Source organism: Streptomyces sp. NPDC015242 (assembly GCF_043079125.1).
GTDB lineage: Bacteria > Actinomycetota > Actinomycetes > Streptomycetales > Streptomycetaceae > Streptomyces.
Genome location: NZ_JBIBUF010000006.1, coordinates 387,231 through 411,476 on the forward strand (window position 1 = coordinate 387,231; position 24,246 = coordinate 411,476).

The 24,246-nt window shown below is 73.8% G+C and carries 26 protein-coding genes and 1 pseudogene; 7 read left to right on the forward strand and 20 right to left on the reverse strand.

From position 1 onward, the window contains the following. Positions 1 to 86 precede the first annotated feature (86 nt). The 4 genes and pseudogenes from ACF07N_RS22255 to ACF07N_RS22270 all read right to left on the reverse strand — a co-directional run bounded on the left by ACF07N_RS22255 (position 87) and on the right by ACF07N_RS22270 (position 4,314). The gene (locus ACF07N_RS22255; protein WP_392115566.1) at positions 87 to 1,151 is read right to left on the reverse strand and encodes an MBL fold metallo-hydrolase; all 1,065 of its coding nucleotides are present in this window, start codon (positions 1,149 to 1,151) and stop codon (positions 87 to 89) included. Beyond that, a complete protein-coding gene (locus ACF07N_RS22260; RefSeq protein ID WP_392115569.1) occupies positions 1,148 to 2,395 on the reverse strand; it encodes an aminotransferase class I/II-fold pyridoxal phosphate-dependent enzyme in 1,248 nt (415 codons plus the stop codon). Before ACF07N_RS22260 ends, ACF07N_RS22255 begins: the two co-directional genes overlap by 4 nt. Before the next feature lie 320 nt (positions 2,396 to 2,715). Then, positions 2,716 to 3,393 carry a hypothetical protein gene (locus ACF07N_RS22265; RefSeq protein ID WP_392115572.1) on the reverse strand — a complete coding sequence of 226 codons (678 nt, stop codon included), beginning with the start codon at positions 3,391 to 3,393 and terminating at the stop codon, positions 2,716 to 2,718. 125 nt (positions 3,394 to 3,518) lie between these two features. Further along, positions 3,519 to 4,314 (reverse strand): annotated as a pseudogene (locus ACF07N_RS22270) (RNA polymerase sigma factor SigF). A 255-nt stretch (positions 4,315 to 4,569) separates the two neighbouring features. On the opposite strand from ACF07N_RS22270, the gene ACF07N_RS22275 reads away from it, so the two are divergent. Next, positions 4,570 to 6,363, forward strand: coding sequence for a thiamine pyrophosphate-requiring protein (locus ACF07N_RS22275; protein WP_392115575.1), 1,794 nt, complete (start codon positions 4,570 to 4,572; stop codon positions 6,361 to 6,363). On the opposite strand, the gene ACF07N_RS22280 is transcribed toward ACF07N_RS22275, so the two are convergent. Then, the gene (locus tag ACF07N_RS22280; protein WP_383321782.1) at positions 6,317 to 6,502 is read right to left on the reverse strand and encodes a hypothetical protein; all 186 of its coding nucleotides are present in this window, start codon (positions 6,500 to 6,502) and stop codon (positions 6,317 to 6,319) included. The two genes, ACF07N_RS22275 and ACF07N_RS22280, sit on opposite strands and share 47 nt — an antisense overlap. A 157-nt stretch (positions 6,503 to 6,659) precedes the next feature. Between ACF07N_RS22280 and ACF07N_RS22285 the strand changes: the two genes are divergently transcribed. From ACF07N_RS22285 to ACF07N_RS22295, 3 genes are all read left to right on the forward strand, one after another. Next, complete coding sequence (locus ACF07N_RS22285; RefSeq protein ID WP_383321785.1) at positions 6,660 to 7,061, forward strand: DUF2795 domain-containing protein; 402 nt, start codon at positions 6,660 to 6,662, stop codon at positions 7,059 to 7,061. Between the two features lie 80 nt (positions 7,062 to 7,141). Then, entirely contained in the window at positions 7,142 to 7,576 is a 435-nt protein-coding gene (locus ACF07N_RS22290) for a CBS domain-containing protein (RefSeq protein ID WP_392115579.1), read from the forward strand. Positions 7,577 to 7,668: 92 nt separating this feature from the next. After that, entirely contained in the window at positions 7,669 to 8,211 is a 543-nt protein-coding gene (locus ACF07N_RS22295) for a type 1 glutamine amidotransferase domain-containing protein (protein ID WP_383321791.1), read from the forward strand. Between the two features lie 56 nt (positions 8,212 to 8,267). On the opposite strand, the gene ACF07N_RS22300 is transcribed toward ACF07N_RS22295, so the two are convergent. Continuing rightward, the gene (locus tag ACF07N_RS22300; RefSeq protein ID WP_365744990.1) at positions 8,268 to 8,555 is read right to left on the reverse strand and encodes a DUF6158 family protein; all 288 of its coding nucleotides are present in this window, start codon (positions 8,553 to 8,555) and stop codon (positions 8,268 to 8,270) included. A 64-nt stretch (positions 8,556 to 8,619) separates the two neighbouring features. Between ACF07N_RS22300 and ACF07N_RS22305 the strand changes: the two genes are divergently transcribed. Then, a complete protein-coding gene (locus ACF07N_RS22305) occupies positions 8,620 to 9,720 on the forward strand; it encodes a Vms1/Ankzf1 family peptidyl-tRNA hydrolase (RefSeq protein ID WP_392115583.1) in 1,101 nt (366 codons plus the stop codon). Between the two features lie 178 nt (positions 9,721 to 9,898). Here the strand turns inward: ACF07N_RS22305 and ACF07N_RS22310 are convergent, their stop codons facing one another. Then, positions 9,899 to 11,518 carry an ABC-F family ATP-binding cassette domain-containing protein gene (locus ACF07N_RS22310; protein ID WP_392115586.1) on the reverse strand — a complete coding sequence of 540 codons (1,620 nt, stop codon included), beginning with the start codon at positions 11,516 to 11,518 and terminating at the stop codon, positions 9,899 to 9,901. A 65-nt stretch (positions 11,519 to 11,583) separates the two neighbouring features. Between ACF07N_RS22310 and ACF07N_RS22315 the strand changes: the two genes are divergently transcribed. Beyond that, positions 11,584 to 13,074, forward strand: coding sequence for a diacylglycerol/lipid kinase family protein (locus ACF07N_RS22315; protein ID WP_392115589.1), 1,491 nt, complete (start codon positions 11,584 to 11,586; stop codon positions 13,072 to 13,074). A 99-nt stretch (positions 13,075 to 13,173) separates the two neighbouring features. Beyond that, the gene (locus tag ACF07N_RS22320; RefSeq protein ID WP_392115592.1) at positions 13,174 to 13,995 is read left to right on the forward strand and encodes a class I SAM-dependent methyltransferase; all 822 of its coding nucleotides are present in this window, start codon (positions 13,174 to 13,176) and stop codon (positions 13,993 to 13,995) included. 48 nt (positions 13,996 to 14,043) lie between these two features. Here ACF07N_RS22320 and ACF07N_RS22325 read toward each other — a convergent pair whose 3' ends face one another. From ACF07N_RS22325 to ACF07N_RS22385, 13 genes are all read right to left on the reverse strand, one after another. Beyond that, on the reverse strand, positions 14,044 to 14,361 hold the full coding sequence (locus ACF07N_RS22325) for a gas vesicle protein K (RefSeq protein WP_383338751.1): 318 nt from the start codon (positions 14,359 to 14,361) through the stop codon (positions 14,044 to 14,046). Next, the gene (locus tag ACF07N_RS22330; RefSeq protein WP_003994122.1) at positions 14,358 to 14,546 is read right to left on the reverse strand and encodes a gas vesicle protein; all 189 of its coding nucleotides are present in this window, start codon (positions 14,544 to 14,546) and stop codon (positions 14,358 to 14,360) included. The genes ACF07N_RS22325 and ACF07N_RS22330 overlap by 4 nt, the downstream gene beginning before the upstream one ends. Positions 14,547 to 14,562: 16 nt before the next feature. Beyond that, positions 14,563 to 15,318: a GvpL/GvpF family gas vesicle protein gene (locus tag ACF07N_RS22335; RefSeq protein WP_383321813.1), complete on the reverse strand. Its 756-nt coding sequence runs from the start codon at positions 15,316 to 15,318 to the stop codon at positions 14,563 to 14,565. After that, a complete protein-coding gene (locus tag ACF07N_RS22340; RefSeq protein WP_311680943.1) occupies positions 15,315 to 15,653 on the reverse strand; it encodes a gas vesicle protein in 339 nt (112 codons plus the stop codon). The genes ACF07N_RS22335 and ACF07N_RS22340 overlap by 4 nt, the downstream gene beginning before the upstream one ends. Next, the gene (locus tag ACF07N_RS22345) at positions 15,650 to 16,867 is read right to left on the reverse strand and encodes an SRPBCC family protein (protein ID WP_392115596.1); all 1,218 of its coding nucleotides are present in this window, start codon (positions 16,865 to 16,867) and stop codon (positions 15,650 to 15,652) included. The genes ACF07N_RS22340 and ACF07N_RS22345 overlap by 4 nt, the downstream gene beginning before the upstream one ends. Further along, complete coding sequence (locus tag ACF07N_RS22350) at positions 16,864 to 17,505, reverse strand: DNA primase (RefSeq protein ID WP_392115599.1); 642 nt, start codon at positions 17,503 to 17,505, stop codon at positions 16,864 to 16,866. Before ACF07N_RS22350 ends, ACF07N_RS22345 begins: the two co-directional genes overlap by 4 nt. Then, positions 17,502 to 17,765, reverse strand: a complete 264-nt coding sequence (locus tag ACF07N_RS22355; RefSeq protein WP_383321823.1) for a gas vesicle protein GvpG — start codon at positions 17,763 to 17,765, stop codon at positions 17,502 to 17,504. Before ACF07N_RS22355 ends, ACF07N_RS22350 begins: the two co-directional genes overlap by 4 nt. Before the next feature lie 4 nt (positions 17,766 to 17,769). Next, on the reverse strand, positions 17,770 to 18,543 hold the full coding sequence (locus ACF07N_RS22360; protein WP_392115603.1) for a GvpL/GvpF family gas vesicle protein: 774 nt from the start codon (positions 18,541 to 18,543) through the stop codon (positions 17,770 to 17,772). Continuing rightward, positions 18,540 to 18,962, reverse strand: a complete 423-nt coding sequence (locus ACF07N_RS22365; protein ID WP_383321829.1) for a gas vesicle structural protein GvpA — start codon at positions 18,960 to 18,962, stop codon at positions 18,540 to 18,542. Before ACF07N_RS22365 ends, ACF07N_RS22360 begins: the two co-directional genes overlap by 4 nt. A 49-nt stretch (positions 18,963 to 19,011) precedes the next feature. Further along, entirely contained in the window at positions 19,012 to 19,383 is a 372-nt protein-coding gene (locus ACF07N_RS22370) for a gas vesicle protein (protein ID WP_392115606.1), read from the reverse strand. 93 nt (positions 19,384 to 19,476) lie between these two features. After that, positions 19,477 to 20,406: a non-homologous end-joining DNA ligase gene (ligD, locus tag ACF07N_RS22375; RefSeq protein WP_383321835.1), complete on the reverse strand. Its 930-nt coding sequence runs from the start codon at positions 20,404 to 20,406 to the stop codon at positions 19,477 to 19,479. Continuing rightward, the gene (locus ACF07N_RS22380) at positions 20,403 to 22,250 is read right to left on the reverse strand and encodes a transketolase (RefSeq protein WP_392115609.1); all 1,848 of its coding nucleotides are present in this window, start codon (positions 22,248 to 22,250) and stop codon (positions 20,403 to 20,405) included. The genes ligD and ACF07N_RS22380 overlap by 4 nt, the downstream gene beginning before the upstream one ends. Continuing rightward, positions 22,247 to 24,205 carry an FAD-dependent oxidoreductase gene (locus tag ACF07N_RS22385; RefSeq protein WP_392115612.1) on the reverse strand — a complete coding sequence of 653 codons (1,959 nt, stop codon included), beginning with the start codon at positions 24,203 to 24,205 and terminating at the stop codon, positions 22,247 to 22,249. The genes ACF07N_RS22380 and ACF07N_RS22385 overlap by 4 nt, the downstream gene beginning before the upstream one ends. Between the last annotated feature and the right edge of the window lie 41 nt (positions 24,206 to 24,246).

Genomic DNA, 24,246 nt, shown 5'->3' on the forward strand with positions numbered 1-24,246 from the left:
CGGCCGCGGGGTCCGCGGTGTGCGGCGGGTGCGGAGCGCGCGTGGTCGCTCGCGCGGTTCCCCGCGCCCCTTCGGGGCACGTTCGCCTAGAGCACCCTCGACGCGCCCACCGGCATGTCCCAGAGGTTCTCGCGGGGCAGGCCCGTCTTCTCCCAGGCCGCCCGGACCCGGGTGAGGGGTTCCAGGACCGGCTCCGCGGACAGGACGAAGGTGGCCCAGTGCATGGGGGCCATCCGCGCCGCTCCGAGGTCCTGGGCCGCCCGGACCGCCTCCTCCGGATCGCAGTGGACGTCGCTGAGCCACCAGCGCGGGTCGTAGGCCCCGATGGGCAGCAGGGCGAGGTCGATGCCGGGGTAGCGGCGGCCGATGCGGGAGAACCAGTGGCCGTAGCCGGTGTCGCCGGCGAAGTAGACGCGCCGGCCCTCCCGGTCGGTGAGCACCCAGCCGCCCCAGAGGCTGTGGCAGGTGTCGGTGAGGGTGCGCTTGGACCAGTGGTGGGCCGGGACGAAGTCGAAACGGACGCCGTTCAGTTCGGCCGCCTCCCACCAGTCGAGCTCGGTGACACGGGTGAAGCGGCGGCGGTGGAACCAGCGGGCGAGCCCGGCCGGGACGAAGACCGGGGTGTCGCGCGGGAGGCGGCGCAGGGTGGGGGCGTCCAGGTGGTCGTAGTGGTTGTGGCTGATGACGACGGCGTCGACGCGCGGCAGGTCCTCCCAGGGGACGCCAATGGGCGTGATGCGGGCCGGGGTGCCGAGGATGCGGCGGGACCAGACCGGGTCGGTGAGGACCGTGAGCCCGCCGATCCGCAGGACCCAACTGGCGTGTCCCGCCCAGGTGACCGCGACCGTGCGGGCGTCGACGCGGGGCAGCGGGGCGGGGGCGTAGGGCAGGCGGGGAATGTCGGCCAGCCCTTCGGGGCCGGGTCTCACGGCGCCTTCGCGGGCGAAGCGGGCCATGGCCTTCAGGCCGGGCAGCGGGGCGGTCAGCCGGTCGTGGAAGGTCCGGGGCCACACCCGGTGCTCGGCGAGGGGCCGGGGTTCGGCCAGCGGCGGGCAGGGCGCTGCCGGAGGGGACGGGACGGCCGGGGCGGCGGCTTCCCTGACGGCCGGGCCGGTGGTCGTGCCGGCGGGCGACTCGGACTGCTGCGTCATCGCGGAGGCTCCCCTCGCTGAGCGTCGTCGCGTAGATCGTCGAAGACCGACTTCAGCCGGTTCAACGCGCGTTGCACGTGCGGCAGTTCCAACGGCGTGGGAGACGTGAGGCATTCCGCGCGCTCGGCGTCGGAGCCGGCCACCAGTGCGCCGGTGCACAACCGCACGCGCGGGGCTTCGAGGTCGTCGCCGAAGCGGTGGCCGCCGGGCGCGGGCATGCCGAGCCGGGCGGTGAGGAAGTCCTCCAGGTCCTGCGCGTCGCCGACGCCGTGCGCGGCCAGCGCCGGGCGCAGCGGGCCGAGGTCGGCGTACAGGTGCCGGCCGGCGCGCGGGGGCCGGGCGACGGCGCCGGCGGAGACCACGACGGAATGCACGGCGGCGGCCAGGCGTGCGTGCAGGCGCACCGCGGCCGTCACCCGCCCGGTGACCGGTTCCGGCTCTGTGAGCGCGTGTCCCGCGGCCGCGGCGACCGGGGCGGCCACGCGCGCGTCGAGGGCCGTGAGCACGTCGAGCACGCGCGCGTGGAGGCCGTCGGCCGTGTCGCCCGCCGGGAAGCGGGCCACGGCGGCCGGCCAGCCGGGCGGGAGCAGCGCCCCGGCCAGGTCGGAGACGACGGTGACGCGGTCGGGGAGCATCTCGGCGGGGCTGAGCAGCACGGTGTCGTGCGGATCGTGCAGGGTGTCGCGCCAGGTCTCGTCGCTGACCAGGTGCAGGCCCTCCCCCTGGGCCGCCTCGACGGTCTCGTGCAGCAGCTCGGGCGGGGCGACGGTGGCCGTGGGGTCGTCGGCCACGGACAGCACCAGCAGGCGCGGGTCACCGCCCTCCGCGCGGACCCGGCGCACCGTCTCCAGCAGGGCGTACGGGTCGGGGACGCCGCCGCTCTCGGGCGGCGTCGGCACGTGGAAGGCGGGGCGTCCCAGCAGACGGGCGTACGGCGCCCACCAGGCGGCACAGGGCCGCGGCACGAGCACATCGCCGCCGAGGGCCGCGGTCAGGGCCAGGAGCAGGGCCGGCGCGCCGGGGGCCGCGGCGACGCGGCCGGGGTCGCAGTGCAGTCCACGGCGGTCCCAGTAGCCGCAGGCGGCCTCCCGGAGGGCCGTGCCGCCGCCGACCGGCTCGTGGCCGCCGCGGGAGGCCGCGGCGGCGAGCACCGCGGACAGTTCCGGCAGTACGGGCAGGCCGTCGTCGGGGAGCGGCGGCCCGAACCGGACCGGGCCGTGGCTCTCCGGGTCCGTGCGCCGCATCCGTACCTCCGCAGTGACTCGTGCCGCTGTGTCCGGTCGCCTCCGGCAGGTGCGCCGTCCGCTGCCCGGTGGCCCGTGCGGTGCGGTTCGTGCCCTCGGCGACTGTGTACCCAGGGTGCAGCCGCCCCATGGGCCCCGCCCGGGTTGTGACGGTCACAGCATGAGCGGGCCGGGCCGGGGAAGCGGGGGGCTTGCGCGACGGTTTCGCACGCCGGGGCCGGTGTCGCGCGCCGGGTGTGGTGCCGCACACCGGGCCGGGTGCGCATCCGCCTGGTCCGGGGGCCGCACGTCGGGTCCGGTCAGGTGCGGTGCGCCGGGGCTCAGGGGTGCGTGCCGCTCCCCCGGTTGCGCAGCCGGTGCACGGCCGCGCCCAACGCGCCCGCGATCAGCACCCCACCGGCCACCAGGGCCGGGACGGAGTCGGAGAAGGCCCCGCCGTCACCGGCCCGCACACCGCGCTGGACGGGCGCTTCGGCGCACGCGGTGGGACGCGGTTCGCGGTGGTGCGTCGGCTCGGGGCAAAGGTGGTGCGGGGGCTTGTGGCCGGGCCGGTGGGACGGCGGGTGGGGGTGCGTGCCATGGGTCACCGTGAAGGTCGCGCTCCACGGCTTGCCCTCCCCGCCGGGTGCGGCCGGGCACGTCCCGTCCACGGTCCACGCGGAGTTCTCGCCCGAGGCGTCCGGATCGCCCTCGAAGTTCTCGGCGGAGGCGATGAGGGCCGTGCCGCGGTAGGCCGGGCCGGACAGTGCGTCGTCGTTGCCGGTGACCTTGTGGAGCGCCACCGTGCCCTCCTCGAAGGCCTGGGAGGTGGCGTCGACGGTCGTGGGCGGGGGTCCCCCGGTCGGATCGCAGGTGACCGAGATCGTGAGCGTGCTCCCTGGGCGCACGGTGGCGGGAGCGACCTCGGCGGCGGGTTCGGCGGACACGGCCGGTGCGAGACCCAGCAGGGCCGGGCCGGCCAGGGCGGCGACGGACAGTGCGTGGAGGGTGCGACGCATGGAGCGAGCTCCTTCGGGCGACGGCGGGAATGCCCTGCCGCCATCACAGTCGGCCGGGCGCGTCGCCGCCCGTGGCCGGCCCCCATTAGCGGGACGTCACCCGCCGACCGGGTGAACCGGAGGGCTCAGGCGACATCCCGCATGACCTGCTCCCGCACCTGCCCGCAGCACCGGCTGATCAGCCGGGAGACGTGCATCTGCGAGATCCCCAGCTCCTCGGCGATCCGGCTCTGCGTCATGTCCGCGAAGAAGCGCATGTGCAGGATCGCGCGCTCCCGCTCGGGCAGCGCCGCGATCCGCGTCTTCACGGCCTCCCGGTCCACGACCGTGTCCAGCGCCGGGTCCGTGGATCCCAGCGCGTCGCCCAGCGAGTGGCCGTCCTCGCTGCCGGGCAGCCCGGCGTCCAGGGACAGCGCGCTGAAGCTCTCCAGCGCCTCCAGCCCGGCCCGGACGTCCTCCTCGCTCAGCTGCGCGTGCTCGGCGATCTCGGCCACGGCCGGCCGGCGGTCGGAGACGCCCTGGGACAGCTCCTGGCAGGCGGAGCGCACCCGGTTGCGCAGATCCTGCACCCGGCGGGGCACGTGCAGGGTCCACATGTGGTCGCGGAAGTGCCGCTTGATCTCGCCGGTGACGGTCGGCACGGCGTAGCTCTCGAAGGCGTGGCCGCGCTCGGGGTCGTACCGGTCGACGGCCTTGACCAGGCCGAGGGCCGCGACCTGGCGCAGGTCCTCGTAGCTCTCGCCGCGGCTGCGGAAGCGCCCGGCGAGCCGGTCCGCCATGGGCAGCCAGGCCCTCGACGATCTCGTCACGGACCGCGTCCCGCTCCGGTCCGGCGGGCAGCGAGGCGAGCCTGCGGAAGGCGCCGGCGGTGTCGGGGGCGTCGTGGTGGGGGTGCTGCTTCGCGCTGGTTCGGGTCTGCATGAGGCGTCGCGATTCCCTTTTTGATGCTCTGGGTCGGGCGGTCACCGTGGGAGCGCGTCGGCTCGGTGGGAAGACAGGGGCGCCGGTGGCGGCGCGCCGGGCCGCTCCCGCGGCCGTGCCTGCTGTCCGAAGCACCGGGGTGCGCCTGCCCGGGGCCCCCACCCGCAAACCCGGGGCGGGCCCCGGGCGTTTTCCGCCGTCGCCCCGGGTGACTCGTACCTGCGGCTCCGTCCCCACGCGTCCGGGAGGTCGTACATGAGCACCAAGGTCGCCGACCACGTCCTGCAGCGACTGCGCGAGTGGGGGGTGGAGCAGGTCTTCGGCTATCCGGGCGACGGCATCAACGGCCTGCTCGCCGCGTGGGGGCGGGCCGAGAACGAGCCGCGGTTCGTGCAGGCGCGGCACGAGGAGATGTCGGCGCTGCAGGCGGTGGGGTACGCCAAGTTCAGCGGCCGTCTCGGGGTGTGCGCGGCGACGTCCGGACCGGGGGCGATCCATCTGCTGAACGGCCTGTACGACGCCAAGCTGGACCATGTGCCGGTGCTGGCGATCGTCGGGCAGACGCACCGCACCGCGATGGGCGGCTCCTACCAGCAGGAAGTGGACCTGCACACGCTGTTCAAGGACGTCGCCTCCGACTTCGTGGAGACGGTGACGGTGCCCGAGCAGCTGCCGAACGTGCTGGACCGGGCGATCCGCACCGCCTACGCGCGCCGCTGCCCGACCGCCGTCATCATCCCCGGCGATGTGCAGGAGCTCGACTACGAACCCCCGACGCACGAGTTCAAGATGGTCCCTTCCAGCCTGGACCGCCGCTCGTGGACGGCTGTTCCGTCCGACGACGCGGTGCGGCGGGCGGCGGAGATCCTCAACTCCGGTGACAAGGTGGCGATCCTGGTCGGGCAGGGCGCGGCCGGTGCGCGCGCCGAGGTGGAGCGGATCGCCGAACTGCTCGGCGCGGGCGTCGCCAAGGCGCTGCTCGGCAAGGACGTCCTCAGCGACGAACTCCCCTACGTCACCGGCTCGATCGGCCTGCTGGGCACGCGCCCGTCCTACGAGATGATGCGGGACTGCGACACCCTGCTGACCATCGGCTCGTCGTTCCCGTACTCCCAGTTCCTGCCGGAGTTCGGCAAGGCGCGGGGCGTGCAGATCGACATCGACCCGCACATGATCGGCATGCGCTACCCCTACGAGGTCAACCTGGTCGGTGACGCGAAGGCCACCCTGGAGCGGCTGATCCCGCTGATCGAGGGGGGCCGCGGCGGCGAGTGGTACGACACCGTGTGCGACAACGTGCGGTACTGGCGTGACGTCCTGGAGCGCAGGGCCGCCCTGGAGGCCGATCCGGTCAACCCGGAGTACGTGGCCCACGCGCTGGACAAGCTGCTGCCGGACGACGCCGTCGTCACCTGCGACTCGGGCTCCACGGCCAACTGGTACGCGCGGCACGTGACCATGCGGCCGGGCATGCGCGGCTCGCTCTCCGGCACGCTGGCCACGATGGGCTGCGCGGTGCCGTACGTGATCGGCGCGAAGTTCGCGCACCCGGACCGGCCGGCGATCGCGCTGGTCGGGGACGGGGCGATGCAGATGAACGGCATGGCGGAGCTGATCACCGCGGCGAAGTACCGCCACCTGTGGGACGACCCGCGCCTGGTGGTCGGCGTGTGGAACAACCGCGATCTGAACCAGGTCACCTGGGAGCTGCGGGCCATGGGGGGCGCGCCGTCGTTCCTGCCGTCGCAGGAGCTGCCGGACGTGGACTACGCGGCGTTCGCGCGGTCCCTGGGCCTGACCGGCATCCGGGTGGAGAAGCCGGAGGAGGTCGAGGCGGCGTGGCGTGCCGCACTGGAGGCGAACGGCCCGGCGGTCGTGGAGTTCCTCACCGATCCCGCTGTGCCACCGATCCCGCCGCACGCCACCTGGGAGCAGATGGAGGCGACCGCCGCGTCGATCCTGAAGGGGGACGCGGACCGGGGATCGGTGGTCAGGCAGGGCTTCAAGGCGAAGGTGCAGGAGTTCCTGCCGGGGCGGGAGAGGAAGTAGCGGCCGCGGTGGCCGGGGATGCGCCGGCCGGCTCCAGCCGGCCGGTGTCGCCCTGCGGCAGCAGCAGTTCCTCGTAACGGCCCAGCACCAGCACCACCCCGAGCATCAGCAGCGGAATGAGCACAGCGAGCAACGCCATGGCGTGTCCTTCCCCAGAGATGTGTGGGGGGTGCGATCCGGGTCTCCCGCTGCCCGTGGCGCAAACCAGGGCGTCCCGGCGATCCGGTGCGCCGGATCCGTGTCGCCCCGCGGTGTTCGGGTACGCGGTGCGGACCCCCGAAGGTCTGGAGGGAGACATGCAGCGAGGCAGCGACCGGCTGAGCGTCCACCGGGACGACGAGATGAAACACGAACTGCAAGGGCTGCTGAGGTCCGGGCACCCCACGCGCACCGAGGAGTGGCACGACCCGGAGCCGGCCGCCGAGGACGACCCCGACGTCGCGTACGGGCCGGTGACGCCGGGCCGCGGGCCGACGTCGCTGGAGTCGGTCCGGCTTGACCTGGCCCGGATCCTCGGCCGCAGGGCGTTCCCCGCGAGCCCGCGTGAGCTGGCCCGCGAGTTGCGCGGCCGCCAGGCACCCGACGCGCTCGTCGAGGCCATGGAGCGGCTGCCGCGCCAGGAGCGCTACGGCAATGTCCAGGAGCTGGCCCAGGCCCTGGTCCGGGCCCGGGAGACCGGTCCGGAGGAGTACGCGTAGGGACCGTGCGGGGCACCGCGGGCCGCGCCGGCGGGTGCGCCGCGGTGCCCCCGCCGGCCCGGTGAGGGACGGAGACTTCGGTGAAGGCCGAGTTGGTGAAGGACGTGATGACTCCGGGTGTGGTCGCCGTGCGCCCGGACGCCTCGCTCGTCGAGGCGGCGCAGCTGATGCGCACGCAGAACATCGGCGACGTGGTGGTGGCCGACGGGCAGGACGTGATCGGTGTGCTCACCGACCGTGACATCACGGTGCGGGCCGTCGCCGACGGCGCCGACCCCATGACGGTCAGCGCGCGGGCCGTGTGCACGAAGGACCCGGTCACGGTCGCGCCGGACGAGCGGGTGGCGACGGCGGTGGCGCTGATGCGCGAGCACGCCGTGCGCCGGCTGCCGGTGGTGGAGAACGGGCTGCCGGTCGGCATCGTCAGCCTCGGCGACGTGGCCGAGGCCGAGGACCCCGCGTCGGCGCTGGCGGACATCAGCCGCGCCGAGCCCGACGCCCGCGGTGGCGCCTAGCCCGGACGCCCCGGGCGGCAACGGCGAAAAGTGCAGAGCACCGAGATCAGCAAGAACAGCGAGAACGGCAACAGGAAAGGACGGCGAACACGATGCGTATCGCGTTTCTGGTCGCACCCGAGGGCGTCGAGCAGGTCGAGCTGACCGATCCGTGGCAGGCGGCGAAGGACGCCGGCCACGAGCCCGTGCTGGTGTCGACGCAGGCGGGGAAGATCCAGGCGTTCAACCACCTCGACAAGGCGGACACCTTCCCGGTCGACGAGGTCGTGGGCGAGACCTCGCCCGGTTCGTTCGGCGCGCTGGTGCTGCCGGGCGGCGTGGCCAACCCGGACTTCCTGCGCATGGACGGCGAGGCCGTCGCGTTCGTCCGGGACTTCTTCGAGCAGGGCCGCCCCGTCGCGGCGATCTGCCACGCGCCGTGGACCCTGGTCGAGGCCGACGTCGTGCGCGGCCGGGTGCTGACCTCCTGGCCGAGCCTGCGGACGGACATCCGCAACGCGGGCGGCACCTGGGTCGACGAGCAGGTGAAGGTCTGCGACCACGGGGCGAACAAGCTGGTCACCAGCCGCAAGCCGGACGATCTGAAGGCGTTCTGCGAGACGTTCCTCGACGTCTTCGCCCGCGAGGCCGCCTGACCGGCTCGTCCGCGAGGCCGTCGAACGGCCTCGCGGCGGCTGTGCCGAGGAGGGGCTCAGGTGCCGGGTGTCGTGGGAGTCGCCGACTCCCCGCTCCCGCGCTCCCGGGCCCCTTCCCGTGTGCGGCCCGCGGCCACCGGGCGGTTCGGGTTGCGGCGCAGGTACTCGCCCTCCAGCTGGGCCATGCGCTCGTTGTGGGCCCGCAACGCGTCGTTCGAGCCGTACAGCAGCGTGTCGTGGCGCGTGCGGTGAATGGTCTCGAGCTCTTTCATGAGCTGCTGGTCGTCCAGCCGGCCAGGGTCCACTCCGGTCATCGTGTCGCCCCGCTCGTCGTGTTCGTTCATGCGGTCCGGGTACCCGCCCCGGGAGCAACTGAGCACTACCCCCAGCGGCATCCGGAGGGAAGCCATGGATCTCGCTTTTCTGCACCCACTGTACGAACACCCCGGCCCTTGGGCCTCCGTGTACGTCGACACCTCCCGGCATGCGGAGGACACCGCGCACCAGCGGCAGCTGACCGCCCAGGCGATGGCGCGGGAGCTCGCCGCGCAGGGCGCCGACCAGGCGACCTGCCGGGCCGTGCAGAGCGCGATCGAGGATTTGCGGCACTCTTCCGAACCACACGGCCGGGCCCTTTTCGCCCGCGCCGGAGAAGTGGTTCTCGACCCGCCGCTGGTCCGCCCGCCGAGGGGTGGCGACTGGGCCGAATGGGCGCCCCTGCCCCGTGTCACGCCGCTGCTGGAGCTGGCCGGCGAGGACCCGGTGTGCGTCGTCGCCTACGTCGACCGCAAGGGCGCGGACTTCGAGCTGCGCAGCGCGCTGGGCCGGGAGGACGCCGGGGGCGTCACCGGGCGGCAGTGGCCGGTGCACCGCACCCGCTCCGTGGACTGGTCCGAGCGGCACTTCCAGCTGCGGGTGGAGAACACCTGGGAGCACAACGCCGCGGAGATCGCCGACGCGCTCGCCGTGTGCCAGGAGGAGACCAGGGCCGACCTGCTGATCCTCGTCGGTGACGACCGCGAGCGGCGGTCCGTGCACGAGCGGCTGCCGAAGCGGCTGCACGACCTCGTGATCGAGGCGCCGCACGGCACCGGCAGCCGGCTGCTCGACGAGGACGTCGAGCGGGCGCGCGCCGAGCACGTGGCGCGGCAGGCCGAGGCGGAGCTGGAGCGGTTCCGCGCGGCGCGCACCCCGGACGGTGAGGGCAGGGCCGCAGCCGTCGAGGGCGTCCCGGCGCTGATCGAGGCGGCGCGCGAGCACCGCATCGACGAGCTGCTGATCAGGCTCGACGGGCCCGACGCGCACCGCGAGGTGTGGATCGGCGAGGACCCCGACCAGGTCGCCGTACGGCGGACCGACCTGAAGATCCTCGGCGAGCAGCACTCGTGGCCGGCGCGGGCGGACGACGCGCTGATCCGCTCGGCGGTGGCCACGGACGCGGCGGCGCTGTCGGTGTCCGAGCACGAGGTACCGGCCGGCGGCCTCGGAGCGCTGCTGCGCTGGAAGTAGCGCCGGCGCGAAGCCCGGCCCGGCGAGCGGCGGGGCCTCGGCGAGCAGCCCGGCCGCGGCCGGCCGGGCTCCGGCCCCTGGGCCTGATCGCCTGATCGTGGGTGGGCGCCGAGCCCCGGAGAGGGGCCGGCGCCGGTGTGAAGCCCGGTCCTGTCGGGGCCGGGCTTTCGCGCTGCCGCTACCGGGCCCGCTCCACGCGGCGTTCGTCCCAGACCGGGTCCGGGGTCTCCCGGACCCGGCCGTCGCTGCCGAAGACCAGGTAGCGGTCGAAGGAGCGGGCGAACCAGCGGTCGTGGGTGACCGCGAGGACCGTGCCCTCGAAGGCCTCCAGGCCCTCCTGGAGCGCCTCGGCCGACTCCAGGTCGAGGTTGTCGGTCGGCTCGTCGAGCAGCAGCGCCGTCACGCCCTGCAGCTCCAGCAGGAGGATCTGGAAACGGGCCTGCTGCCCCCCGGACAACCGGTCGAACGTCTGCTCGGCCTGCTGGGTCAGCTCGTAGCGGCGCAGCCGGGACATGGCCGCGCCGCGGTCCTGTGCGTGCTCCTTCCACAGGACGTCCAGCAGTGTGCGGCCCTCCAGCTCCGGGTGCGCGTGCGTCTGGGCGAAGTGGCCGGGCACGACCCGGGCGCCCAGCTTCCAGTGCCCCGTGTGGGCCACGTCCTCGCCGGCGAGCAGGCGCAGGAAGTGGGACTTGCCCGAGCCGTTGGAGCCGAGGACCGCGACGCGTTCGCCGTAGAAGACCTCCAGGTCGAACGGCTTCATCAGTCCCGTGAGTTCCAGCTGCTCGCAGGTGACGGCCCGCAGGCCGGTGCGGCCTCCCCTGAGCCGCATCCTGATGTCCTGCTCGCGCGGCGGCTCCGGGGGCGGGCCGGCCTCCTCGAACTTGCGCAGCCGGGTCTGAGCGGCCTGGTACCGGGACGACATCTCGTGGCTGACCGCCGCGGCCTGACGCAGGTTCAGCACCAGCTTCTTCAACTGGGCGTGCTTCTCGTCCCAGCGCCTGCGCAGCTCCTCGAAACGGGCGAAGCGCTCGCGCCGGGCGTCGTGGAAGGTGGCGAAGCCGCCGCCGTGGACCCAGGCGTCGGCGCCGGTGGGGCTGGGTTCCAGGGAGACGATGCGCTGGGCCGCGCGGGCGAGGAGCTCACGGTCGTGGGAGACGAACAGCACGGTCTTGCGCGTCTCGGCGAGGCGTTCCTCCAGCCAGCGCTTGCCGGGGACGTCGAGGTAGTTGTCGGGCTCGTCCAGGAGGAGGACCTCGTCGGTGCCGCGCAGGAGGGCCTCCAGCACGAGGCGCTTCTGCTCACCGCCGGAGAGGGTGCGGACCTGGCGCCACTGTGCCGTGTCGTACGGGATGCCGAGCGCGGCCGTGGTGCACATGTCCCACAGCGTCTCGGCCTCGTAGCCGCGCGCCTCGGCCCAGTCGGCGAGGGCCTGGGCGTACGCCAGCTGGGCGGCCTCGTCGTCGACGGTCATGACGGCGTGCTCGGCGGCGTCGACGGCCCGGGCCGCCTCACGGATGCGGGGGGCCGCCACGGAGACGAGCAGGTCGCGTACGGTCGTCTCGTCGCGTACGGAGCCGACGAACTGCCGCATGACGCCGAGCCCGCCTCCGACGGTGACGGACCCGCCGTGCGGTTTGATCTCCCCGGCGAGCAGGCGCAGCAGGGTCGTCTTCCCGGCGCCGTTGGGCCCGACGAGCGCGACGACGGCGCCCTCCCCCACCCGGAACGACACGTCACCCAGCAAGGCCCTTCCGTCGGGCAGGTAGTACTCCAGGTGCGCGGCTTCGAGGTGACCCATGGCGGCGATTGTGTGCGGCCGGGGCGCACGTGGGCAAACGCATTTCCGCCGGGTACCCGCCCGTCATGACGATCCCCGACCTGGACCTCACCACCCTGAAGCCCGGGCGGCGTCCCCTGCGCGTGCGCGCGCTGGCCCTGGACGCCCGCCTCCACCGCGCCGTCGCCGCCCGGCGCCCACGGAACGCGCGCCCCGTGCCACCGGTTCCGGGCGGCGGCGCCGGGCACCGTGCGCTGTGGTGGGCGGCGGCGGCCGCGCTGGCGGCGAGCCGCACGCCCCGGGCCCGCCGCGCGGCAGCCCGCGGACTGGCCTCGACGGGTCTGGCCTCCCTCGCCGTGAAGGCCCTCGGCACGCACCCGGTCCGCCGTCCACGGCACGGCCTGGCCCGGTTCCCGCTGCTCCGGAGGGTGCGGCCGGTCACCACCTCCTTCCCCTCCCGGCACGCCGCGTCCGCCGCCGCCTTCGCGGCCGGTGTGGCGCTGGAGTCCCCGGCCTGGGGCGTGGTGGCCGCTCCGGTGGCCGGCGCGTCCACCCTCGCGCGGGTCCGCGCCGGGGCGCACTTCCCGAGTGACGTCCTGGGGGGCGCGGCCCTGGGCGTGGGCGCCGCGCTCGTACTGCGCGCCCTGGTGCCGACGCGCGGGCGGACCACGCCGCCGGCCCGTCCCCGTGCCGAGGCCCCGGCCCTGCTGGAGGGTGACGGACTGGTGCTCGTCGCGAACACCGCCTCGGGTACCGCCGAGCGGGCCCGGGCGCTGCGCGACGCGCTGCCGCTTGCCGAGGTCGTCACGTGCGAACCGGCGGAAGTGGCCGGGGAGTTGGAGAAGGCGGCCGCCCGGGCCCGGGTCCTCGGGGTGTGCGGCGGCGACGGCACCGTGAACACCGCGGCCCGCGTCGCCCTCCGCCACGGCGTCCCCCTCGCCGTCCTGCCCGGCGGCACCCTCAACCACTTCGCCCACGACCTCGGCGTGGAGGACGTGCGCGACCTCGCCCGCGCGCTGCGTCAGGGGGACGCCGTGCGCGTGGACGTGGGCCGCTACTCCTGCGGGGACCGGCACGGGGTCTTCCTCAACACGTGCAGTGCCGGCGTGTATCCGGAGCTGGTGCGGGAGCGGGAGCGCTGGTCGCACCGGATCGGCGGCTGGCCGGCCGGGGTGCTCGCGGCCCTGCGCGTGCTGCGGGCCGGCCGGCATCCGCTGGAGGCGGAGTTCGGGGGACGTACCCGCCCGCTGTGGCTGCTGTTCGCGGGCAACGGCACCTACCACCGCATGGGGCTGGCGCCCGGGCGCCGGACGGATCTCGCCGACGGGCAGCTCGACGTGCGGGTCGTGCACGGGGGCCGCCGGCCGGCCCTGCGGCTGCTCGCGGCCGCCCTCGCCGGGCCGCTGACGCGCTCCCCCGCCCACGCGGCCGTCCAGGTGAAGCGCCTGCACCTGGACCACGTGGCGCCCGGCACGCTCCTCGCCTACGACGGCGAGGTGACCGAGGTGGAGGGGCGGGTGACGCTGGAGAAGCTGCCGGAGGCGCTGACGGTGTACCGGCCGATCACCGGCGACTGACAGACCGTCAGTCCGTATGGCGGGACGCTCATCTCATTATCCGGCGCCGCTGCGTACGGTGATGCTACGCCGACCGGAACGGAAGGGGTGGGGTCCGCCATGCCGGAACCACGGGAGACCGCCGTCTACACGCACGGGCACCATGAATCGGTGCTGCGCTCGCACACCTGGCGGACCGCCGCCAACTCGGCCGCCTATCTGCTGCCGTCGCTCGAGCCGCACATGAAGGTCCTGGACGTCGGCTGCGGGCCGGGCACCATCACCGCCGACCTGGCCGAACGGGTGCCCGGCGGGCACGTCACCGGGGTCGACCGGGCGCCGGAGATCCTGGAACAGGCGCGGGCCACGGCGGCCGGACGGGGGCTCGCCAACATCGACTTCGCGGTCGCCGACGTGCACGCCCTGGACTTCCCGGACGACACGTTCTGCGTGGTCCACGCCCATCAGGTGCTCCAGCACGTCGGCGACCCGGTGCGCGCCCTGCGGGAGATGAAGCGGGTCACCAGGCCCGGCGGGTTCGTCGCCGTGCGGGACGCCGACTACGCCGCGATGACCTGGTACCCGGCCACCGCGGGACTGGACGCCTGGCTGGAGCTGTACGAGCGGGTCGCCCGCGCCAACGGAGGCGAGCCGGACGCCGGGCGCCGGCTGCGCTCCTGGGCGCTGCGGGCCGGATTCACGGACGTCTCGGCCGGCTCCGGCACCTGGACCTTCGCCATGGCCGGGGAACGGGCGTGGTGGAGCGGCCTGTGGGCCGACCGCACCCTGGCGTCGACGTACGCGGAGCGGGCCGTGGCGGGCGGGCACGCGAGCGAGGAGGAACTGCGGGACGTGGCCGCGGCCTGGCGGGAGTGGGGCGCCCGGGAGGACGGCTGGTTCAGCGTCCTGCACGGCGAGATCCTCTGCCGCAAGGACGCCTGAGACGCACGGGAGCGGGGACGGACGCGCCCCCGCTCCCCCGGGACCGGTTCAGTCCCGGGGGAGCAGCGGCCCCAGCGGACCGAGGTCCAGGTTCAGGTCCTCGGGACGCAGTCCGTAGCGGTCGCGCAGTTCGGCCATCCGCTCCTCCAGCAGCATGAGCGTGAGCCCGATCCGCTCCTCCTGGTCCTCGCTCAGGTCCCCCACGTCGAACCGGCGCAGCGCCTGGCGCTCCATGAGCTGGCGCAGCAGCTCGACGACCGTCAGCACGAGTTTGATGAGGTCGCGTTCGACGGTGTCGGGCTCCAGCTCGACCCTGCGGCGGGGGCGGTCGGGCCCGGGGCCCGGCCGGGGCTCGGGGGAGGTCACAGCAACTCCTCGAACGGTGACGGCACCTGGGCGTTCACCGAGCTGATCAGCGCGTTGAGGTCGATGCGGACGAGGTCGACGTCGGCGATCCGCAGCGTGATGTCCCCCGTGATGACGACCCCGCCGGCCAGCAGCCGGTCGAGCAGGTCCACGAGGGCCACCTCACGGCGTTCCACTACGGTCACGGTTTCTCCCCGTCGGTCATGCGTCCTCCCCGGCGAACGAATAGGCGGCCCAGGGGCCGGTGAGTTCGACGCGCATCCCGGGCACTTCGCCCTTCGTACGGTCGACCATCTCCACGAACTCCTCGGAGTGCGTGCGCGGCACGAGATAGGCCGCGTTCAGCACGTTGCGTCCGGTCGCCTTCGACAGCGCCGGATTCTGCGGCGCATGCAGCCGGGCGTCCTCCGCGAACGCGGAGAGCGTCTCGTGCAGCCGGGTCGCGAACGCCTCGGCCTTCTGCCACATCTCCTCGTGCGACCTGGTCTGCATACGCCGCTGGCGCAGGTAGTCCCGGCCCGAGGCGGGCTTCGGCGCGGGCGGGGCGCTCTCCTGCGGCTCGGACTCGGCATAGACCTTGACGCCCCACTCGACCCGGCCCTCCAGCCGGTCGAGCGTGCGCAGGAAGGCCTCCTCGCGGGCCTCCATCATCGTCCGGACACCGCTGTCGTCCCGGAACACCGTGCCGAGCCGCAGCGGCAGGGGGGTGGTGACGGTGGTGAGCGCGTCGATCACGCCCTGGTGGGCGCGGGCGGTCGCGGTCAGCCAGTCCAGGTCCTCCAGATGGGCGCGGAGCGGTTCCTCCGCGAAGTCCCGCTCCGGCACGTGACTCACCACGGCCACCAGGCCGCGGTGAGTCAGCGCTCTGGGCGGATCGCCCGCCACCCCCGTCAACTGGGCCTGAAGCGGGGTACCGAAGGGGCGGCAGACGGCGTAGACGTACCGCAGTCCGGTCACGGTGCCTCCTTCTTCTCCGCGCGGCCGGGCTCCAGTTCCTCGAGCCGGGCCAGCCTCTCGCGCAACTCGGCGTTCTCACGGGCGAGTTCGTCGCGGCGGGCCCGTGAGCTGAGGGCCGGGTCGGTCTCCCACCAGTCGATGCCCATCTCCTTCGCCTTGTCGACGGAGGCGACGATCAGCCGCAGTTTGATGGTGAGGAGTTCGATGTCGAGCAGGTTGATGCGGATGTCGCCCGCGATCACGATGCCCTTGTCGAGCACCCGTTCCAGGATGTCGGCGAGGTTGGCGCCGCTTGCCTGGCCGTAGGGTTCGGGCATCCTGCTGGGCGTCGTCATCGCCGGCTCCCCGCCTCGACGTCCTGGTCCTCGTACTCGTCCTCGTCGTCCTCCTCGTACTCCGCCTCGGGCTCGTCCTCGGGCGCTTCCTCGTCCTCGGCCTCGTCGTAGCCGGCCTCGGCCTCGTCGTCGTCCTCGTACTCGCCCTCGGGCTCCTCGTCGACGTCCTCCTCCTCGTCCCGGTCCTCGTCCTCGTCCTCGTACCGGTCCTCCGGCTCGTCGCCCTCGACGTCCTCGGCGTCCTCGGCGTCTTCGGCGTCTTCGGAGTCCTCGGCGCCCTCGGGCTCTTCGGCGTCCTCGTCGCGGGGCTCCTGCTCGTCGCCCTCCTCCGCCTCGGACTCCTCCTCGGCGAGGGCGTCCTCGTGGCTGGTGACGACCTCGCCGTCGCGGATCTCACCGCGCCAGCCGTCCTCGGCCTCGCCCTTGATCGTGATGAAGCGGGCGAAGTTCTTCAGGTCGAGCCGGGCGCGGCGCCCCTGGGCGCGCCAGATGTTGCCGGTCTTCTCGAAGAGGCCGGACGGGTAGTACTCGATGACCAGCAGGACGCGGGTCAGGTTGTCGGCGATCCGGTGGAAGGAGACGACCCCCTTCGTGGTGCCCTTGGCGCCTTCCGAGGTCCAGGCGATGCGGTCGTCGGGGACCTGCTCGGTGGTCTTCGCCTTCCAGCTGCGGTTGGACCACCAGATCTTCGCCTGCCAGTCGGAGTGGGTGTCGTCGTCCCGGCTCGCGCTCTTGACGCCCTTGGCGAAGGTGCTGAAGTCCTGGTACTGCGTCCACTGGTCGTAGGCGGTGCGCAGGGGCACGCCCACGTCGATGTGCTCGATGATAACGGTGGGCTTGTTGCCGGAACGGCCCTTGCCCTTCTTGCCGCCGCCCAGGTTCTTGAAGGCGCCGGTCACCTTGTCCTTGAGGTGCGAACCGCCGGTCTCCAGCGCGGCGCGCACCGGCCCCTTGCCCTCGGCGAGCTTGCGCCCGCCGTCCAGGGCGAGCTTGGCGAAGCCGGGGCTGTTGCCCTCGGCGATGTCGTTCAGCTTGCCGGTGGTCTCGCCGAGCTTGCGGCCGACGCCGGTGAGCATGCGGGTGGCCTGGGCCGCGAGGTACTCCTGCACCTCGGCCTTCAGCCGGTCCATCGCCTCACCGTGGGCCACGTCGGTGAGTGGGTTCTTCGACGCTCCGTTCGCGGCGGACTTCGCCGATCCGAGGGTGTCGGTCATTCCTCACCGCCTCCCTTCGGCTGCCGGGAGCGGCCGCCGCCGCCCCGGTTCCCCGCGGCCGTCTTCTTCGCGGCCGAGGTCTTGCGGGCCACCGCCTTCTTCGCGGGGGCCTTCTTGGCGGGGGCCTTCTTCGCGGCCTTCTTCACCGGAGCCTTCCGGGCGGGGGCCTTCTCCGCCTCCGGCTCCTCGTCCGCTCCGGAACCGGAGTCCCCGGGCTCCTCGCCCCCGGGCTCCTCGTCCTCTGCGTACTCGGCGTCGTCGGCGTCGTCGGCGTCGTCGGCGTCGGCGTCGGCGTCCTCGCCCTTGCGCCGGCCGGGCACCGCGCCCGTGAGCTGGTCGCGCACCTGGGCGGTACGGCCGTGCAGCCGGTCCGCGAGCGCGTCGATCTGGCGCTCGACCATGGCGCCGGAGGCGGCCTTGCCGACACCGCGCAGGTCCTCGCGCAGCTGGTCGCCGATCTCCTTGAACTGCGGATTGTTCTTCAGCTGCTCCTGGAGCAGATCGGCGACCATGCGCGGACTCAGGTTCAGCTTCTTCCCGGCGACCAGACCCCCGACGGCCATCGCCATCTTCAGTTTCTTGGTCCGGCCCAGGAGATATCCGGCCCCTATGGCGAGACCCAGTCCCATTCGGTTCATCGTGTCGTCCCGTCGCCTGTTCCCGCGCTCCCGCGCGAAGCGGTCTCCAACCGGTCGAGGAGTTCGTCCTCCTGCCGGTCGAACTCCTCCTCGGTGATCTCTCCGGCCTCCAGCTGCTCCTCCAGACGGGCCAGTTCGGCCCGGATCGTGGCGGGGTCGTAGTAGATGCGCTCGGCCTCCTGGAGCACCTGCTTGATGGCCCAGGCGCTGCCGCGTACCGGTGCGAACGGCAGCAGCAGCACCTCCGAGATCAGGCCCACGTCGTCACCCCGCTCCGGTGTCCGTTCCGCCCGCCGCGGTTCCCGCGTGCTCGGCCGGGCCGGGCTCGACGAAGCTGTACGCGGGCAGCGGGCCGTTGACCCGCACCTCCAGGTGCGGCATGTCCTTGCGCACCTGCTCGACCGCGGCCAGGAACGACTCGGCCGAGTCGCGGTTCACCAGGTACGACACGTTCGCCAGCCAGCCGGTGGACTCGGGGCCGACGCTGACGTCGTCGGCGGCCCCTTCCAGGGCGCGCTGCAGGGCGGCGCCGTCCTCGGCCTCCTTGGCCTTGACCGCGGCCGCGACCATCTCGCCGAGCCGGATCTTGTCGTCGTAACTGCCGCCGCCCGCCTGCCGGTTGGCCTCCGCGAGGCCGCGGATGTCGGGGCTCTCGGCCATCACCTGGTGCAGGACGGCCTCTTCGACGTGGTTGGCCTTGATGTTGTACTCGACCCGGTTGTCCAGGGCCTGCAGCCGCTCCTTGTAGTGCTCGGCGCGCTCGGCGAGCACAGCGGTGATGGAGTGGTCGTCCGGGGCGACGCTGCCGAACCGCATCGGCAGGACGCAGCCGGCCGCACCGGCCTCGCTGAGCACGTTCTGGTGGGCGAGCAGGTCCTTGCGCTTGGGCCGCAGCCCCTCGGGGGCCTCGCTGACGATGGCCGCCAGGTCCCCCTCGCGCAGGACGCGCACCGGGCGCGGCGGGTCACCCACGCCGCCCATGCCCTCCGGAAGCGCGGGGTGCGAGCTCGCCGCGATCCCATAGACGTAGGTGCTCACTCCTGCTCCTCCTTACGGCGGGCCGACGTCTTGCGGGCACGCGGTCGCGATTCGGTTTCACTTTCGCTCCGCGCCTGCTTGAAGGCGTCGGAGATGGTCTCGGCGGCGCCGGACAGCGCCCCCTTGGACTTGCCGCGGGCGCCGGACTCGGTCATCTCCCCGACCAGGTCGGGCAGGCCGGGGTCCTTGCGCGGCCCGGCCTCCAGGTCGAGCCGGTTGCACGCCTCGGCGAAGCGCAGGTAGGTGTCGACGCTGGCGACGACGACGCGGACGTCGATCTTGAGGATCTCGATGCCCACCAGGGAGACACGGACGAACGCGTCGATCACGAGCCCCCTGTCCAGAACGAGTTCGAGCACGTCATAGAGACCGCTGCTGCCGCCTCCGCCGCCGGTCTGCTGTGCCGGTACGACAGTCATGCCGGGTGTTCCTCCTCCTGTGTGCGTACGGGTGGTCCGGTGGGGCGGCCTAGCGGCCGCCGGACCTGCGCGCGTCGGAACGACCGCGTTCATAGCGGCGGACCCGCCGGTAACCCGTGAGCTGCCCGTCGCTGTCGAGCTCCACCTGGTAGCTCGCCATGAGGCTCATCGTGTCGGGCACGCGCTCGAGTTCGAGGACCTCGACCTCCAGCGCCCAGCCGTCCTCCGTCTGCTCGAAGGACGACACCGACTCGGCTTCCATGCCGGTGAGCTCGGCGAGCTGGCCGCGCGCCTGGCGCAGTACCTCCATCGGGCTCGGCCGCTTGCGGGCCGTCTCGTGGTCGTTCGACGTACGCGAATCCTGTGAGTCCTGTGATTCCTGTGAACTCTGTGAGCCCTGCGTGTTTTTTGTGTTCGACATGGCCACCTCCCCCTCCGTGTGGCCGCAAGTCTGTTCGCCAAACCTCTACGGACGCGTGCATCTGCCAACCGTCCGCTCCCGGGGCGGGCCGGTTCAGCCGCGCAGCGCGTTCAGCCGCCGTCGGGCCGGACCCAGCGCCCGGCCCCGGCTCAGCAGGCCCGACCAGGGGTCGGTACGGGCCTGCTCGACCGCGTCGGCCAGGGTCCAGCGGCGGGCGTGCAGGCCGGGGTCGTCCAGTTGCTCCCAGGTGACCGGGGTGGCCACGGGGGCGCCCGGCAGGGGCCGGACGGTGAACGGCGCGACGGCGGTCTGCGCGTAGGCGTTGCGCTGGATGTCGAGGTAGAGCCGCTCGCCGCGCTCCTTCTTGCGGGCGGCGGTGGTGAGCCGGTCGGGGTGGGCGTCGGCGAGGGTGCCGGCGACGTCCCGGGCGAAGGCGCGCACCTCGTCGAAGTCGTGCCGGCCGTTCAGCGGCACGATCACGTGCAGTCCGCGCGAGCCGGTGGTCATCAGCGCCGACGGCAGGTCCAGCTCGTCGAGGAGCTCCCCGAGCAGCCGCGCGGCCTCGCGCACGGCCTCGAAGTCGTCGCCCGCCGGATCGAGGTCGAAGACCATCCGGTCGGGGTGGTCCGGGCTGTCGGCGCGGGACAGCCAGCGGTGCAGGGTGATGCTCGCCTGGTCGGCCAGGTAGAGCAGGGCGGCCGTGTCGTCGCACACGGCGTGGTGGACGGTGCCGCCCTCCTTGGCCAGCTCGACGCGCCGGATCCAGTCCGGGTAGTGGTCCGGGGTGTTCTTCTGCATGAACCGGGGCCCGTCGATGCCGTCCGGGTGCCGCTCCAGCATCAGGGGCCGGCCGCGCAGGTGCGGCAGCATGAAGGGCGCGACGGCCCGGAGGTAGTCGACCAGGTCGCCCTTGGTGTACTCCTTGGCGTCGCCGCCGCCGGGGAAGAGCACCTTGTCCGGCCGGTGCACCTCCACCGTGCGGCGGCCCGCCCGCACCCTGCGCGTGCCGTCGCCGCCGCTCACCGCACGACCGCCTCCTCCACCAGCAGCCGTCCGGCCGCCGCGATGGACTCCGCGTCGATGCCGGCGGCGTGCAGCTGCTCGTCCGGGGAGGCCGAGCCGGGCATGGACCGTACGGCGAGCCGCACCAGGCGCGGCACGGGCCGGCCGTCGGTGAACGCGTCGAGGACCGCGTCGCCGATGCCGCCCTCCGGGTGGTGGTCCTCCACGGTCACCAGGCAGCCGGTCTCCTCGGCGGCCCGGCGCAGGGTGGCGCAGTCGACGGGCTTGACCGAGTACAGGTCGATCACCCGCGCCCGGATGCCCTGCTCCTCCAGCGCGTCGGCGGCGGCCAGCGCCTCGTGCACGGTGACGCCCGCGGCGACCAGCGTCAGCCGGTCCTCGCCGGAGGAGCGCAGCACCTTGCTGCCGCCGACCGGGAACTCCTCGTCCGGGCCGTAGATCACCGGGCTCTCGCCGCGGGAGGTGCGCAGGTAGCGGATGCCCTCCAGGCCGGCCATGGCGCCGACGAGCCGTGCGGTCTGGTTGGCGTCGCACGGGTACAGCACGGTCGAGCCGTGCACGGCCCGCATCATCGCCAGGTCCTCCAGACCCATCTGGCTGGGCCCGTCCTGGCCGATGGCGACCCCCGCGTGCGAACCGACGAGGTTGACGCCGGAGCCGCTGACGGAGGCCATCCGGATGAAGTCGTGGGCCCGGGTCAGGAAGGCCGCGAAGGTGGTGGCGTACGGCACCCAGCCGCGGGAGGCGAGCCCGACCGCGGAGGCGACCAGCTGCTGCTCGGCGATGTAGCACTCGAAGTAGCGGTCGGGGTGCTGCTTGGCGAAGTACTCGGCGCGGGTGGAGTCGCCGACCTCGCCGTCCAGGGCGACGATGTCGCCGCGGCCGGTGCCGAGCGCGGCGAGCGCCTCGCCGAAGGCGTTGCGGGTGGCGACCTCCTCGCCCTTCTCCCAGCGCGGCAGCTCGATGTCCCCGGTGTGGACGGAGTGCAGCATGCGCGTGGCGGGCGGTTCCTGCACGTGGATCCGCAGGTCGCGGGAGCCGCCGAGCTCGGCGATCGCCTCGTCGGCCTCGGGCAGCGGCTTGCCGTGCAGGCCCTCGCGGTCCTGGACGCCCTCGACGCCCTTGCCCTTGAGGGTGCGGGCGAGGATCGCGGTGGGCTGGCCCTTGGTGGAGGCGGCCTCGCCGTAGGCGCGGTCGACGGCGTCCACGTCGTGGCCGTCGATCTCGATGGTGTGCCAGTCGAAGGCCTGGAAGCGGCGGGCGTAGGCGTCCAGGTCGTGGCCGTGCCGGGTCGGGCCGCGCTGGCCGAGCCGGTTGACGTCGACGATCACGGTGAGGTTGTCCAGGTGCTCGTGGCCGGCGTGCTCGGCGGCCTCCCACACGGACCCCTCGGCGAGTTCGCTGTCCCCGCACAGCACCCAGGTGCGGTAGTCGGTGCGGTCCAGGCGCTTGCCGGCCAGGGCGATGCCGACGCCGACGGGCAGGCCCTGCCCGAGCGAGCCGGTGGCCGTCTCCACCCAGGGCAGGCGCTGCGGGGTGGGGTGCCCTTCGAGGCGGCTGCCCAGCTTGCGGAAGGTGAGGAGTTCCTCGTCGTCGATGGCGCCGGCCGCCTTGTACGCGGCGTACATCAGGGGCGAGGCGTGCCCCTTGGACAACACGAAGCGGTCGTTGCCCGGGTGGGCCGGGCGTTCGAAGTCGTAGCGGAAGTGGTGGGCGAACAGGACGGCCATCAGGTCCGCCGCGGACATCGACGAGGTCGGGTGCCCGGAGCCCGCCGCGGCGGCGGCGCGGACACTGTCGACGCGCAGCTGCTGTCCGAGGTCGGTGAGTTCACCGGTGTTCATGAGTCTCCCTTCGCGGAGTCGTCCGGGGCGTCGGTTCGCTTGACGGGGCCGGGGGAGGCACCGGGACCGGCGGGCGGCGGCTGCTCGGCCGGGGGTTGCGGTGAGGAGCCGGCCTGCGCCGAGGCCCCGGACTGCGGCGCGGCGGACTCCTCACCGGTCTGCTTCCTGCCGGGCTCACCACCTGGCTGGTTCCTCGCGGGCTCACCACCTGGCTGATTCCTCGCGGGCTCACCACCCGGCTGATTCTTCGCGGGTTCACCCCCCGGCTGATTCTTCGCGGGCTCACCGCCCGGCTGCCGCTGGTGCGGCTCGTCGCCCAGGCGTGTCCCCACGGGGTCGCCGCCCGGTCCGTCACCGGTCGCGCCCTCGCTCGGGCGGCCCTTCGCCGTCTCCGACTCGGTACGGCGCAGGACCGCGGACCCGGACCCGGCGCTGCCGCCGGCCGCACCGTCGTCCGGGCGGCCCTTCGCCGTCTCGGACTCGGTGCGGCGCAGCACGGCGGCGGGGCCGGACCCGGGCCTCCCCTTCGCGGGTTCGTCGCCGACCGGAACCCCCTCGGAGCCCGCGCCGGAACCCCCGTCCCGCGCGTCGGCCTCGATCGCCGCCCCCGGCCCCGACCGCGCGCTCGCCTCCTGCCGCGGCCCGGGCCCGCCCGGCACCCGGGCGACCTCGGGCGACGACGTGTCCAGCGGCACGGACCAGGACCGTACGAGCCCCAACTGCACGGCCTGGCGCGGCAGCACGGCGTCCAGCAGCCAGTCGGCGGCGACCCGGACCCGGTTGCCGGGCATGGCGGCGAGATGGTAGCCCCGCGTCACCGCGCCCGCCGGCACACCGGACAGCGTCACGCCCAGCGGATTGGCCGCGGCCTTCGCACCGCCCAGATCGACGACGAAGCCCAGGTCACGGTGGCGGTACGGCTTGCGCGTCCCGCCCAGTCCCAGGGACGCGGCGACGTTCTCGGCCGCGACCCTGCCCTGCCGCCAGGCGTGCTGCGCGGTCATCGGCGTGTAGGCACCGGGCTTCTCCAGGTCGGGCACGGCGGCCACATCACCGCACGAGAACACCTCGGGCCGTCCCGGCACCTGCAGATGCGGGTCGACCAGGAGCCGCCCCCTCTCCATCGGCAGTCCGAGGGACTCGACCAGCGGGTCGGGCCGTACGCCCACGCACCACACCAGGGTCCGCGTGTCGACGAACTCGCCGTCGGTCAGCAGGACCCCGTCGTGCGTGGCCTCCTTCACGGAGGTGCCCATCCGCACGTCCACGCCCCGCTGCCGCAGTACCCGGTCGGCGGTGGCGGACAGCTTCGGGTCCATCTCGGGCAGCACCCGCTCCGCCACGTCCAGCAGCATCCAGCGTGGCCGCATGCCCCGCCGCAGCGGGTGCCTGCGCACCTGCGCGTCGGTGAACATCTGCCCGTGCGCGGCGACCTCGGTGCCGGTGTAGCCCGCACCCACCACGACGAAGGTGCAGCGCGCCGCGCACGTCTTCGGGTCGTCGGCGGCGGCCGCGAGCTCCACCTGCCGGGTCACGTGGTCGCGCAGGTACAGCGCCTCGGGCAGGCCGCGGAAGCCGTGTGCGTGCTCGGCGACGCCGGGGATCGGCAGCAGCTTGTTGACGCTGCCCGCGGCGAGCACCAGCCGGTCGTAGGCGAGGGTGCCCGCCTCGCCCTCGGGGCCCGTGTAGTGCAGGGTGCGCTCGTCCAGGTCGACCCGGTCCGCCTCGCCCAGGACCAGCCGGACGTTCGGCAGCGTGTCGGAGAGGGAGACCGTGACCCGGCGCGGCTCCAGGACGCCGGCGGCGACCTGGGGCAGCAGGGGAAGGTAGAGGAAGTAGTCGGTCGGGTTCAGCAGGGTCACGTGGGCCCGGCCCCGGGTGAGCCGGGACAGGGTGCGGGCCGTGCGGTACCCGGCGAAACCGGCACCGACGATCACGATGCGGGGTCGACTCACGGCTGACTCGCCTCCGGCGCTGTTCGCGTACCTCGGGAGCC

Excerpts from the sequence above, each read along its gene's own strand:
- ACF07N_RS22255 (WP_392115566.1), bottom strand. The coding sequence starts at position 1,151 with ATGACGCAGCAGTCCGAGTCGCCCGCCGGCACGACCACCGGCCCGGCC.
- ACF07N_RS22300 (WP_365744990.1), bottom strand. The coding sequence starts at position 8,555 with ATGAACGAACACGACGAGCGGGGCGACACGATGACCGGAGTGGACCCT.
- ACF07N_RS22320 (WP_392115592.1), top strand. The coding sequence starts at position 13,174 with ATGCCGGAACCACGGGAGACCGCCGTCTACACGCACGGGCACCATGAA.
- ACF07N_RS22380 (WP_392115609.1), bottom strand. The coding sequence starts at position 22,250 with ATGAACACCGGTGAACTCACCGACCTCGGACAGCAGCTGCGCGTCGAC.
- ACF07N_RS22310 (WP_392115586.1), bottom strand. The coding sequence starts at position 11,518 with ATGGGTCACCTCGAAGCCGCGCACCTGGAGTACTACCTGCCCGACGGA.
- ACF07N_RS22365 (WP_383321829.1), bottom strand. The coding sequence starts at position 18,962 with ATGACTGTCGTACCGGCACAGCAGACCGGCGGCGGAGGCGGCAGCAGC.
- ACF07N_RS22265 (WP_392115572.1), bottom strand. The coding sequence starts at position 3,393 with ATGCGTCGCACCCTCCACGCACTGTCCGTCGCCGCCCTGGCCGGCCCG.
- ACF07N_RS22275 (WP_392115575.1), top strand. The coding sequence starts at position 4,570 with ATGAGCACCAAGGTCGCCGACCACGTCCTGCAGCGACTGCGCGAGTGG.
- ACF07N_RS22340 (WP_311680943.1), bottom strand. The coding sequence starts at position 15,653 with ATGACGACGCCCAGCAGGATGCCCGAACCCTACGGCCAGGCAAGCGGC.
- ACF07N_RS22345 (WP_392115596.1), bottom strand. The coding sequence starts at position 16,867 with ATGACCGACACCCTCGGATCGGCGAAGTCCGCCGCGAACGGAGCGTCG.
- ACF07N_RS22315 (WP_392115589.1), top strand. The coding sequence starts at position 11,584 with ATGACGATCCCCGACCTGGACCTCACCACCCTGAAGCCCGGGCGGCGT.
- ACF07N_RS22285 (WP_383321785.1), top strand. The coding sequence starts at position 6,660 with ATGCAGCGAGGCAGCGACCGGCTGAGCGTCCACCGGGACGACGAGATG.
- ACF07N_RS22350 (WP_392115599.1), bottom strand. The coding sequence starts at position 17,505 with ATGAACCGAATGGGACTGGGTCTCGCCATAGGGGCCGGATATCTCCTG.
- ACF07N_RS22370 (WP_392115606.1), bottom strand. The coding sequence starts at position 19,383 with ATGTCGAACACAAAAAACACGCAGGGCTCACAGAGTTCACAGGAATCA.
- ACF07N_RS22280 (WP_383321782.1), bottom strand. The coding sequence starts at position 6,502 with ATGGCGTTGCTCGCTGTGCTCATTCCGCTGCTGATGCTCGGGGTGGTG.
- ACF07N_RS22260 (WP_392115569.1), bottom strand. The coding sequence starts at position 2,395 with ATGCGGCGCACGGACCCGGAGAGCCACGGCCCGGTCCGGTTCGGGCCG.
- ACF07N_RS22295 (WP_383321791.1), top strand. The coding sequence starts at position 7,669 with ATGCGTATCGCGTTTCTGGTCGCACCCGAGGGCGTCGAGCAGGTCGAG.
- ACF07N_RS22305 (WP_392115583.1), top strand. The coding sequence starts at position 8,620 with ATGGATCTCGCTTTTCTGCACCCACTGTACGAACACCCCGGCCCTTGG.